Origin of the sequence: Myroides marinus (assembly GCF_900109075.1) — a bacterium.
Classification (GTDB): Bacteria; Bacteroidota; Bacteroidia; order Flavobacteriales; family Flavobacteriaceae; genus Flavobacterium; species Flavobacterium marinum_A.
In genome coordinates this window covers 39,458-52,108 of record NZ_FNYS01000001.1, presented here as the reverse complement: position 1 = coordinate 52,108, position 12,651 = coordinate 39,458, and the positions used below count along the sequence as shown (strand labels likewise).

At 35.5% G+C, this 12,651-nt stretch carries 11 protein-coding genes; all 11 read left to right on the top strand.

What is annotated here, in order from left to right; all coding sequences use genetic code 11:
- The first annotated feature begins 80 nt into the window (after positions 1 to 80).
- The 11 genes from obgE to BMX53_RS00260 all read left to right on the top strand — a co-directional run bounded on the left by obgE (position 81) and on the right by BMX53_RS00260 (position 12,606).
- Complete coding sequence (obgE, locus tag BMX53_RS00310; RefSeq protein WP_038985474.1) at positions 81 to 1,082, top strand: GTPase ObgE; 1,002 nt, start codon at positions 81 to 83, stop codon at positions 1,080 to 1,082.
- Between the two features lie 165 nt (positions 1,083 to 1,247).
- A complete protein-coding gene (mbhE, locus tag BMX53_RS00305) occupies positions 1,248 to 3,554 on the top strand; it encodes a hydrogen gas-evolving membrane-bound hydrogenase subunit E (protein WP_038985452.1) in 2,307 nt (768 codons plus the stop codon).
- Complete coding sequence (locus BMX53_RS00300) at positions 3,544 to 3,990, top strand: Na+/H+ antiporter subunit B (RefSeq protein WP_038985454.1); 447 nt, start codon at positions 3,544 to 3,546, stop codon at positions 3,988 to 3,990. Before mbhE ends, BMX53_RS00300 begins: the two co-directional genes overlap by 11 nt.
- An 11-nt stretch (positions 3,991 to 4,001) precedes the next feature.
- On the top strand, positions 4,002 to 4,355 hold the full coding sequence (locus BMX53_RS00295) for a Na+/H+ antiporter subunit C (RefSeq protein ID WP_038985456.1): 354 nt from the start codon (positions 4,002 to 4,004) through the stop codon (positions 4,353 to 4,355).
- Complete coding sequence (locus tag BMX53_RS00290) at positions 4,352 to 5,863, top strand: proton-conducting transporter transmembrane domain-containing protein (RefSeq protein WP_038985458.1); 1,512 nt, start codon at positions 4,352 to 4,354, stop codon at positions 5,861 to 5,863. The genes BMX53_RS00295 and BMX53_RS00290 overlap by 4 nt, the downstream gene beginning before the upstream one ends.
- 5 nt (positions 5,864 to 5,868) lie before the next feature.
- The gene (locus tag BMX53_RS00285; protein ID WP_038985460.1) at positions 5,869 to 6,351 is read left to right on the top strand and encodes a Na+/H+ antiporter subunit E; all 483 of its coding nucleotides are present in this window, start codon (positions 5,869 to 5,871) and stop codon (positions 6,349 to 6,351) included.
- Complete coding sequence (locus BMX53_RS00280; protein WP_038985462.1) at positions 6,351 to 6,626, top strand: cation:proton antiporter; 276 nt, start codon at positions 6,351 to 6,353, stop codon at positions 6,624 to 6,626. The genes BMX53_RS00285 and BMX53_RS00280 overlap by 1 nt, the downstream gene beginning before the upstream one ends.
- Positions 6,619 to 6,993, top strand: coding sequence for a monovalent cation/H(+) antiporter subunit G (mnhG, locus tag BMX53_RS00275; protein ID WP_038985464.1), 375 nt, complete (start codon positions 6,619 to 6,621; stop codon positions 6,991 to 6,993). Before BMX53_RS00280 ends, mnhG begins: the two co-directional genes overlap by 8 nt.
- An 88-nt stretch (positions 6,994 to 7,081) precedes the next feature.
- Positions 7,082 to 9,235: a S46 family peptidase gene (locus tag BMX53_RS00270; protein ID WP_074744015.1), complete on the top strand. Its 2,154-nt coding sequence runs from the start codon at positions 7,082 to 7,084 to the stop codon at positions 9,233 to 9,235.
- 85 nt (positions 9,236 to 9,320) lie between these two features.
- Positions 9,321 to 10,325 carry a hypothetical protein gene (locus tag BMX53_RS00265; protein ID WP_038985467.1) on the top strand — a complete coding sequence of 335 codons (1,005 nt, stop codon included), beginning with the start codon at positions 9,321 to 9,323 and terminating at the stop codon, positions 10,323 to 10,325.
- Positions 10,285 to 12,606 (top strand): hypothetical protein, encoded by a 2,322-nt coding sequence (locus BMX53_RS00260; protein WP_074744013.1) that lies wholly within the window; start codon positions 10,285 to 10,287, stop codon positions 12,604 to 12,606. The genes BMX53_RS00265 and BMX53_RS00260 overlap by 41 nt, the downstream gene beginning before the upstream one ends.
- Positions 12,607 to 12,651 lie beyond the last annotated feature (45 nt).

Below are 12,651 nucleotides of genomic sequence, written 5' to 3'. Positions count from 1 at the left end.
ATAACATTCAGTAAAAAAATATTACATTTGCCGCCCAATTCCAATTGTATGGTGCAATATGGAGTAAAAAATTAAAGGAAATGACTGAAGGGAATTTTGTCGATTACGTAAAGATATATGTAGCTTCTGGTAAAGGGGGTAGAGGATCTACACACTTACACAGAGAAAAGTTTATTGAAAAAGGTGGACCTGATGGAGGTGATGGTGGTCGTGGTGGTCATGTTTATATTGTAGGTAACGAAGGGTTATGGACGTTGTTTCACCTTAAATTTGCACGCCATATTAAAGCCGGTCACGGAGGTGATGGTGGAAGTTCTAGAAGTACAGGAGCTGATGGAGAAGATAAAATTATCGAGGTGCCATTAGGAACTGTAGTTAAGGACAAAGAAACAGGTGAAGTATTATTCGAAATAACTGAGCACGGTGAGAAGAGAATCGTAGCTGAAGGTGGTAAAGGTGGTCTAGGTAACTGGCACTTTAGATCTTCTACGAATCAGACTCCTCGTTATGCGCAACCAGGTATGCCTAGTGCAGAACTAGATATCGTATTAGAATTAAAAGTATTAGCTGACGTAGGATTAGTAGGGTTCCCTAATGCAGGTAAATCTACATTGCTGTCAGTACTTACTTCTGCTAAACCTAAGATTGCTGATTACCCATTTACGACGCTTAAGCCTAACTTAGGTATCGTATCATATAGAGATTTTAGATCATTCGTTATTGCTGATATCCCTGGTATTATCGAGGGGGCAGCTGAAGGGAAAGGTTTAGGTCACTACTTCTTAAGACATATTGAGCGAAACTCTACACTTCTGTTTATGGTACCTGCGGATGCAGATGATATCAAGAAGGAATATGAGATCTTAGTAGATGAGCTTAGAAGATATAATCCAGAGATGCTGGATAAAGATCGTTTATTAGCTATCACTAAATGTGATATGTTAGATGACGAGTTAAAATCTGAATTAAAAGTACAGCTAGATGCTGAACTAGACGGAGTACCATATATGTTTATCTCATCTGTAGCTCACCAAGGGTTAACAGAGTTAAAAGATAAATTGTGGGAAATGTTGAATAGATAATACTTAATTGGGATATTCTTTTAATTATTCCTAATTGCAAGAATGAAGGTGAGAAGAATCTAACGTTAATTGTTGTATAACGGCAAGTTAGAAGCTGTTTTTTATTTTTTTTTGTATATATTTACCCCTAAACTGAAAATATATATTTAGAGAAATAAAGAAAATATGCTAACATTAATTTTTCTCACCTTTGTACTTGGTTTTGGTATTTTGTTACTTAAGAAACCAGTACAGACTAAATTTGTTGCATTAATATCCTTACTTCCATTTTCAATTTTTTTATATCTATTATCTTTTTTACGTTCTGTAAAAGACGGGGTGAATAGTGTACTATACAGGTCGGAGTGGATACCTAGCTTAGGTATTAACTTAGATTCTAAAATAGACGGATTATCACTATTGTTTGGATTGTTGATTTCAGGAATTGGGACGTTAGTTTATTTATACGCGACTTCTTATTTAAGAGGGCATCCGCTCCTACATCGTTTTTTGAGCTACCTTACTATCTTTATGGGAGCTATGTTAGGAGTTGTTACTTCTGATAACCTTATTACCTTATTTATTTTTTGGGAGCTTACTAGTATAAGTTCGTTCTTCTTGATTGGGTTTAATAATGAACAAGAAGAGTCTAGAGCAAGTGCTTTATGGGCTTTAGCTATTACTGGATTAGGAGGTTTCTTCCTACTGTCCTTTGGAGTTATTGTCGGTGCTATAACCAGTACTTATACGATTAGTGATTTGCTTACTCAAAGCGATGTATTAAAAGATAGTCCTTTCTATCTATTAATCATTGTATTCTTATTTTTGGCAGCTTTTACTAAGTCTGCACAATTCCCTTTTCACTTTTGGTTACCAGGGGCTATGAAAGCACCTACACCAGTATCTGCATATTTACACTCAGCTACGATGGTAAAAGCGGGGGTGTATCTATTAGCGCGTTTTACTCCTATACTTGGAGGAACGATGGAATGGAGTACTATCTTATTAGTGGTAGGTGGTATTACGATGACCTATGGAGCATTTCACAGTGTCTTTAGAAAAGATATGAAAGGAATATTAGCCTACTCTACTATATCAGCACTAGGATTATTAGTATTCTTACTAGGTATAGGTACAGAGATAGCGCTATATGCTATGGCAGTATTCGTATTAGCTCACGCATTGTATAAAGCAGCTTTCTTCTTAATCACTGGTATTGTAGATCATGCTTTGCACACACGTGATATCACTAAATTGAGAGGACTGAAAAAATACTTTCCACTGCTTACTGTGGCTGCAGTTATAGCAGCATTATCTTCAGCAGGTATACCTCTTACTTTTGGATTCATAGGTAAAGAACTTATCTATGAGAGTGGATTGCATTATATTGATTATAATTTGTCATTGGTATTAGTAGGGGCACTGTTCTTTACTAATGTGTTCTTGACAGGATCAGGTTTTTTAATTGGAATTAAACCTTTCTTTGGTACTCCTATTAAGGATTACTGTATCTCGCATAAACCGGATTGGAGACTGATAGCACCACCTGTGGTATTAGGATTCTTCACACTTCTTTTAGGGATACTTCCTGTAATTGCTTATAAAGAAATTATCTTGGCAACATTCAGCGCTATGAATGGTGCAGTCGTAGAAATGCCTTTGGCAATTTGGCATGGAGTGAATACTAGTTTACTGCTTAGTGGAGCTACTATAGTCCTTGGTACTGCTGTATACTTTGGCTTTAAGTGTTGGAACAGTTCTATGAATGTAGTAGAGCGATTCGAAGGAATAGCTCCTAAGAATATTATTGCTTTCATAGTAGAGAAGTTTAGACAACTTGCTTTTAGATATACATGGGTATTTCACAATGGGTATTTGAGATCTTATCTCGCTGTAATCATTGTATTCTTTATAGGGCTTGTTGGGTATAAGCTATTCGCAGATGTGCCTTTATCAGTGAATACTGTTGGGTTATCTGAGTTTAGAACGTATGAGCTAGTAGTGTTTTTAATTACTGTAGTAGCAGTTGTTTTTGCTATTAATACAGCATCTAGACTTACGGCTATAGCTGCTACAGGAGTAGTAGGGTACTGTATCTGTTTGATCTTTGTGTTTTATGGAGCACCAGATTTAGGAATGACTCAGTTTGCGATAGATACACTTACTACAGTGTTATTCTTATTAGTGATGTTTAAGTTACCTGCTTTCTTAAAGTTGGGTAATAGTAAGATACAGTTTAGAGATGCTATTATAGCTATATCATTTGGTATTTTGATATCTATTATTACGCTTCAAGCTTTAGTGTCTCCTGCGGATAAAGATATTAGTCGCTATTATGCAGAGAATGTATACACATTAGCGAAGGGTAAGAATGTGGTAAACGTTATATTAGTTGACTTTAGAGGATTTGATACGATGATCGAAGGAATAGTTCTTTCTATCGCGGCTCTAGGGGTGTTTAGTATGTTAAAATATAAAGACGATGAAGAATAATAAGCCAAAACACAATATAAAAAAGTTAGACGCTACTATTCTTAGAACAGCGACTAACTATTTATTACCTCTATTGTTGTTGTTTTCTCTTTTCGTATTGTTAAGAGGACACTACTTGTCAGGAGGAGGATTTGTAGGAGGATTGATTGCATCGATTGCCTTTGTCTTACATTCTTTTGCCTACACGACTAGGAGAACTTTAAGACTGTTTCAGGTACCACCTCGAACACTTATTCCTATAGGGTTGACACTTTCTTTTATCAGTGGATTTTTACCTGTATTATTAGGACAACCTTTTATGACAGGAGTGTGGTTTGCGGATAAGGTAGCTGTAATTGGTTCAGTAGGTACAGCCTTATTTTTTGACATTGGAGTTTATTTAGTAGTAATAGGAGTAGTCTTGACAATTCTGTTGACTATTTCAGAGAGCGATTAAAATATAGATTTATGGAGTTACTTTTAGTATTATTAGTAGGAATCTTATATTCAGCAGGAATATACTTGATCTTGCGTCGTAGCATGGTTAAGTTACTGTTAGGGTTTATGATGTTAGGTAACGGTGCTAATATTTTAATCTTCTTAATGGGGGAACTTACCAAAGGGAAAGCACCTATCATTAATGGAGATAATATTCACTTTACTGATGCGTATGCAGATCCTGTACCTCAAGCTTTGATCTTGACAGCTATCGTAATTAGCTTTGGACTGACAGCTTTCGCTATTATTCTGTTGAAGAAAGTACACGAGACAACAGGTACAGATGACTTAGACTCACTTAATATCCAAGATTTAGATATATGATTTCGAACTTTATATTAGCTCCTATATTAGCACATATGATTACTGCTATAGTGCTGTTATTCTTTTGGAAGAATGTACAGGCACAGAAGACAGTAAGTGTGATAGGTAATATCGTAGGCTTCTTAGTGAGCTGGAGATTATTTGCCTTAGTATGGGAGAATGGAAATATGACATTGCAGATGGGAGGGTGGCAAGCCCCATTTGGGATAACGTTTGTAAGTGATACCCTTAGTGCTACTATGGTTATGCTTACAGCGATAGTGTCGTTAGCGGTAGGGATATATTCTACAGCTGCGACTAATATTAGCCGTATTCGTTATGGACACTTCTTTATCTATCACTTCCTAATTATGGGATTGATGGGAGCGTTCTTGACAGGAGATATCTTTAACCTTTATGTTTGGTTTGAGGTGGTAATTATTTCATCATTTGTATTACTTACCCTAGGAGGAAAGAAAAGACAAATGGAGGGAGCTGTAAAGTATGTAACGATGAATATGCTGGCTTCGAGTATTTTCTTGACAGCTATCGGTATCTTATACGGTATTACAGGAAGTTTAAATATTGCAGATTTACCACAGCACGTAGCTGCTGTAGAGAATAGGGGGCTAGTTACTGTGACAGCTTTATTGTTCTTCGTTGGATTTGGTATTAAGTCTGCTGTCTTCCCAATGTATTATTGGTTACCATCATCCTATCATACTCCGCCATCAGCTATTGGTGCTGTATTCGGTGGACTACTGACTAAGATGGGAGTGTACTCTATGATTAGAGTATTTACTGTAGTATTTGAGCCAGATGATTTTATGTTAGGCGTGTTTATAGTGATTGCTATACTAACGATGATTAGTGGTGCGTTAGGTGCTATTAATAAAAGAAATATTAGAAGGATATTGTCTTACTTTATCGTTTGTCATATCGGGTATCTTATAGCGGGTATTGGTATGTATACAGAACTTGCTTTTGTAGGAGTAGTGTTTTACTTGATACACGATGTAATAGTAAAGAGTAATTTCTTTATGATGAGTGGTCTGATACAGAAGATACGTGTAACTCAAGATATTTATAGATTAGGAGGGTTTTATAAAGACTACCCTAAGTTATCTATTGTCTTTGGTATTATCTTATTTTCTTTGGCAGGTATTCCACCATTGTCAGGTTTCTGGCCAAAGATATTATTGTTCCAAGAGGCGTTTAAGGCAGAGAACTATGTACTATTAGGAACGTTGATATTTGCTAGTTTCATAACATTGTTTATTGTGGCTAGAATTTGGTCTGAGGTATTCTGGAAAGATCTACCAAAACCAAATGCAGAAGAGATAGATCACTTTGCTCCTTTTCACATGAGAGGTAGATTAGCATTGGTATTACCAGTAGTAGGACTAGCTGTGGTGTCTTTGTTAATCGGGCTTAATGCTTCATTTGTATTTGAAGTGGCGGAACGAGTGGCTCATGAATTGATGAATCCATCAATTTATATTGATTCAGTAATGCATCATTTAAAATAGAGATTATGTTAAAGTACTTTTTACTTAATTTATTATTGACATTTGTCTGGGTTGCATTAACAGGGCAATTGAACTATTCTAACTTTGTGTTCGGTGGAGCAGCGGGGTTCTTTATCCTATGGATGTTGACTAGACGCTCACGCAATGCAGATAAAGAATACTTCTATCGCGTACCTAAGATATTGGTGTTTATCTTGTATTTTTTATATGATATGATGGAAGCTAACTTAAGAGTAGCTATCGATGTGATGACACCTAATTATCATACTACACCTGGTATCATTAAGTACAAGTTAGATGCTAAGACAGACTTTGAGATTACAATGTTGACTAATATTATCGCATTGACTCCTGGGACGATGGTGATAGATATAGCAGAAGATAAGAGTTATGTGTATATACATACGATGTATCTGACAGATAAGAAAAAGTTCATCAAGAACTTAAAAGCTAGAACAGAAACTAAATTATTAGAGATATTGCGATGATGACAGTAGAGAATTATTTTATATATGTGATAATGCCTATACTTAGTTTGTCTATGATATTAATCTTTATTCGATTTTTAAAAGGACCAGCTGTAGCGGATAGAGTAGTAGCACTTGACTTACTTATCACTGTAGGAGTTGGAGTGATAGGGGTATTTAGTTTGATAGCTGATGATCCAGTGTTCTTAGATGTAGCGATGATTCTAGCACTTATCGCCTTCTTAAGTACAGTGGCATTTTCTAATTATTTAATAAAGAGAAATAGAGATGACTGATATATTGATAATGATATTAAGTACCGTTGGAGCTATCTTCGTTTTGATATCTTCGATAGGGATAGTAAGGATGCCTGATTTTTATACCAGACTGTCCATTACTATTAAAGCAGCCACTTTAGGTATTGGTTGTATACTTACTGCAGCAGCTATACACTTTGCAGAGTTTTCAACCACGACTAAGGTATTGGCTATTGTATTTTTCTTGTTTATTACATCTCCTGTAGCTGCATTCCTTATTGCTAGGAGCGCATATATCTCAGGTATCAAGTTGTGGAAGCGTTCTGTAGTAGATGAACTACAAGACAAGTATGATAACAAGAACGAAATACCAGTGAACCCATGTAAAGAGGAAGGTGAGGAGTAGCCTTCTGACAGATTGTGAATAATTATTCAAATTGAAGATGAGTTTGTGTAATAACAATTATCTTCGCATTTCTAACATACTTATTAATATGAAAAAAATCGTTTTATTCTTAACTGCATTCATATTAGCTATACCTACTACGGTAAAAGCTGATGAGGGGATGTGGTTTTTGATGTTCATAGAGCGTTTAAACCAACGCGATATGCAAAAGATGGGACTAAAGCTTACAGCTGAGGAGATCTATAGTATCAATAAGCACTCTTTAAAAGATGCTATTGTACAGTTCGATGGAGGATGTACTGCTGAGATCATATCTAATCAAGGATTAGTACTAACTAATCACCACTGTGGATATGATAAGATCGCTGCCTTATCTACACCAGAGGATGATATTCTTACGAATGGATTCTGGGCAAAAGATAAAGCAACTGAACGCCCTGCTAAAGGTCTTTCTGTTCGTTTCTTCGTGAAGATGGATGACGTTACTAAACGTATCCTTAGCGTAGTAAATGATAAAATGACTGAATTAGAAAGAGAAAAAGCTATCAATCAAGAAATCGCTAAGATTCAAAAAGAGAATGATGGCAATGGAAAATATACAGTATCTGTTAGATCTTTCTTCCAAGGTAATGAGTTTTATTACTTCGTATATGAAGATTATAAAGATGTTCGTCTAGTTGGTACGCCTCCTAACAGCATTGGTAAATTCGGTGGAGATACTGATAACTGGGAGTGGCCTCGTCATACAGGAGACTTCTCTTTATTCCGTGTGTATACTGATAAAAATGGTAATCCTGCAGAGTACTCTCCTGAGAATGTTCCGATGGTACCTAAACACCACTTACCTGTATCTATCACTGGTATCCAAGAAGGAGACTTCTCTATGATTTTAGGTTATCCAGGTAGAACTAATAGATGGATGCCTGCACAAGGTGTTAACCAAAACATCAACTATGCTTATCCAGCATGGGTAGAAGGATCTAAACTAGGTATGGATGTAATGAAGAAGTACATGGCTACTAACGATGCTGTACGTCTTAACTATGCATCTAAATATGCTGGTGTAGCTAACTACTGGAAAAACCGTCAAGGGATGATTGATGCCTTAAATCAACACCAAACAGTTGCTACAAAAACAAAAGCAGAGAATGAATTCCACGCTTGGGCTTCTAAAAAAGAGAATGTAGCTAAATATGGTAATGTAATAGCTGATATCAATGCATGGTATGCTGCTACTAACGAAAAAGCTAGACATGATAACTACTTAATGACAATGTTGCGTACTTCAGCTTTTGCTGCTGCACCATATCGTTTAGCAGGTGGATTAGAAGCTTATGCAGCAGGTGATGCTAAGAAAAGAGCTGAAATGTTACCAGAGTTTAGAGAGTTTGTAAACAGTATTTATGATGGTAAATACGAACCATTAGAAAGAGAAATGTTAGCGAAGCAATTAGCTTTATACGCTTCTAAATCTAAAGGGTATGCTATAGCTCCTTATGTTGAGCAAATCAATAAAGAGTACAATGGTGACTTTGAGAAATATGTAGACGAGAGCTTTGATAAAAGTATCTTCGCAGACAAAGAATCTATTGAAGAGTTCTTAGCTGATCCTAAGTCAGCAGTAGTATCTCGTGATCCTTTATTCAAATTATCTTTAGCTATCATGGAGCACAACAGAGCTAAGTCTGATGAGTTAGCTGCTTTAGAAGATAAATACCAAAAAGCGTATAGACTTTTCGTAGATGGTGTTCAGAAGAGTAACCCTACAGGGAAGTACTATCCAGATGCTAACTCTACTTTACGTTTAACTTATGGTACAGTAAAAGACTTACCAAGAGGAAACAAAGTAAACGATGCTAAAGAGAATTGGTTCACTACATTAAAAGGAACTGTAGCTAAACACAAAGCTGGTGATGAGGAATTCGAAGCACCACAAAAGTTAATCGACTTATATAATAAGAAAGATTATGGTGTGTATGCTGATAAAGCAGGACATATGCCAGTTAACTTCTTAACTAACCATGATATTACAGGTGGTAACTCAGGTTCTCCAGTATTAAATGGAAAAGGTGAGTTAATCGGTCTTGCATTTGATGGAAACATCGAAGCTATGGCTGGAGATGTTATCTATGATCCTAAATTACAACGTACAATCAACGTAGATATTCGTTATGTATTATTCATCATTGACAAGTTCGCTGATGCTAAACATATCGTAGATGAGATGACTATCGTAAAATAGTTAACTTAGTTAAAATTCACAAAACGCCTAAATTATTTAGGCGTTTTTTTTTGTACATATATGATTCCTAGTTTAAGTTTACACTATGAAAAAGTATGTGCTATTTATATGCCTTTTATTTTTGGTAGGTTGTGGTTTTCAGAGAGATAACGACACTCCTGCTAAGCTTTCTTTTTACTATTGGCGAACTAACTTCCAGTTAGATTCTCTAGAGCGAAGTACACTAAAAGAATTAGATGTAGAGCGACTGTATATTCGCTATTTTGATATAGGTCTTCAAGGGGATACACCTATCCCGATCAGACCTGTGCTATTTAAAGATTCTATACCTAATGTAGATGTAGTACCTGTGGTATATATTAAGAATGAAGTATTGCTAAATAGCAAGATTGACAGAGGACTCGCTAAGAAGATAATAGATTATATCAATCAGATAAATAAGTATAATCACATTACAAGTAATGAGATCCAACTGGACTGTGACTGGAGTCTTAAGAGTAAAGAACCATTCTTTCAATTGATAGAAGATATCAAAAAAGAAAGCAATTGGAAAGTATCTTCTACTATCCGATTACATCAAGTGAAATATGCTGGTAAGACGGGTATTCCTAAAGTCGACTATGGAGTGTTGATGTATTATAATATGGGAACGATTGCTTCTGATTCCCTAAATTCTATTTATGATCGTAACATAGGTACTAAATATATTGGAGCTTTAAAGGAGTATCCATTAGAGTTGAAGTATGCTTTCCCTATTTACTCTTGGTTGGTACACACTAGAGATAATAAGGTAGTACGTCTAATTAGTAGAGTTCGTGCTGATGAAGTAGAAAAGAATACGGCTTTTAAAAAAATAGCTGATATCAGGTACGAAGTTGTGACAGAAGGTGTTTATTTTGGTCAATTATTTTTAGTAGGAGATCAGATAAAAGTAGAAACTACTACAACAGCTCAGCTGTTAGAAATGAAAAAAGACTTAGAGAAGGCAAGTGGGAAGTGCCCATCTGAGATTATATTATATGATTTAAATTCAAGAAATATTCCTTATTATGAAAAAGAAGTTTGGAAAAAGATTGTTGTATGCGAGTAGCTTATCTCTGCTTCTAGGAGCTGGGGTGTACTCTTATGGTTGTGCTGATGGATGGTGGAGTTATTCCTCTCTTTCAAATTTTACACCAGAGGCTTTTGTAGATAATTCATACAAGCCGATGTTCTTTGCGCCTAGTGAGCGCTTTTATGATGGGGCATATATGTATAATTCGGGTATGTATAATGACGATATTGTGAAAGATTGGACACAATATTTGGGTAATGCAATACTTGCGGAAGTAGTAAAAGAATGTCTAGTATCTAACGAGTTTCAGATGGATACTATGTACACATTATATAGTGAACTGAGAAAAGGAAAGAAGAGAAGTAGTATCTATGATTTAGACTTAAAGAATAAGAAAGTAGAGAACTTTATTAATTTCTTAAACTTCGCTAAGACTATTGAACAGTATTCAGCACAGGAATATAATTATTGGGATTACGAGAAGAATGTTAGTGAGCAACTACCTTCGGATTATGCTAGTAAGGTGCAGAGCTATTATGAGAAGATGGATAAGAAAGATACTTTCTTTATGAATAGAATGTGGTTTCAGGTAATGAAAGCTAAGTTCTATTCTGCTGATAAGAGTAGTGTTGTTTCTTACTTTGAAAAGACAGCTAGTAGTCAACCTCAGAATACACTGTATTATAGAGCAATGGGATATGTAGCAGGAGCTCATTATCAAAAGGCTGACTTTATGAAGTCTAACTTGCTTTATGCAACAGTATTCGATAAAGAGCCTTCTATGCGTCAAGTAGCTTTATATAACTTTAAAGCTTTAGACAAGGCTTCTATTAATAAGATAGTAGATAGTACTTCTGATAAAGAAGTGAAAGCTGCTGTATGGGCTATTATGGGGTACTATGATGATTTAGGGGAGTCTATGAAACGCGTTTATGAGGTTAACCCAAAGAGTCCACACATTGATTATCTTTTAACTAGATGGGTGAACTTACAAGAGCAGGAAGTGAATGTATTCACTGAAAGCAGTTTTAAATCTAGAGAGGAATACTTTAAAGCAATCAAGAAAAAGATAGATCAGAATACATTAAAGTGGGTGAAGTCTGTAGCAGATAAACCACAAGATGTAGCTAATCCTGTGTTGTGGAAACTTGCTTCTGGGTATATGGATATCTTCCAGGGAGATTATAAGAATGCCACTAAGCAGATAGAAGACTCTAAGGCTTATGCTAAGAAAGACGATAAATTATTATCAGAACAAATTAGAATATTTGCTCTAATTAATAATGTATCTCAAGTGAAGAAGATGGATAAGAGTACAGAGGATAAGTTATTACCTGAGTTAAAGTGGGTATATACAGAGCTAGTGAAGAATGATTACACAGATCCTCTAAGATACGATTATGCTGCTAACTGGATTAGACAGTTCTTATCTGCAACTTATAAGGAGCAAGGTAATGCTATTATGGCTGAGATATTACACTCTCAAGGAGTAGAGTACTATAAGGATATCAAACGCTCTAATGCTATGGAGAGTTTCTTATTGCGTACTAATCACTCTGGTATTGAGAGTTTATTCGCTTCGCTATATCAGTATAATCTAAGTGATATTTATGAGAGTAGAGCTATACATTTGTTCTATGAAGATAAGATAGACGAGGCTATCGTAGAGATGCAAAAAGCTAAACCTATAAAGCGCAAGAATACTTATGATGATGAGTATACAGAGTTCGCTTATAGTTCTAGTCAGTTATATGGTAACCCTTTTAATGGTAAGATTAAAGACTGTAATGATTGTGATCACGCAGCTAAACAAACTACTGTGTATACAAAGCTATCTTTCTTAGAGAAACTAAAAGAGATGGAAGCGAACATCGCTAGTGGAAATGATGTGTTTAACAATGCTCTGCTAGTAGGTAATGCATTCTATAACGTTACTTATTATGGTAACGGACGTAGTTTTTATTACAACAGTATTTGGGATGAGTATGGTAGTAATACTATTAATGTAGGGAATAGATCAAATATCTTGAATATGAGCAATGCTCGTAAGTATTACGATATTGCTAAGAAGAATGCTACTACTAAAGAGCAAAAAGCGAAGTTAGCTTACTTCGATGCAAAGTTAGAGAGAAATGACTTCTATGCTCAGACATACCACAGTGGAGACTATTACTACGGAGGATGGGGAGATGCAGTAATGTTTAAGAAGTGGAAAGGTTTTATAGAATTAAAGAATAATTATAGTGATACCAAGTATTATCAAGAAGTAATCAAAGAATGTGGTTACTTTAGAAAGTATTTAGGTCTAAATTATTAGTAATAAAAAAGCTCAGCATTTGCTGAGCTTTTTTATTTCATATTG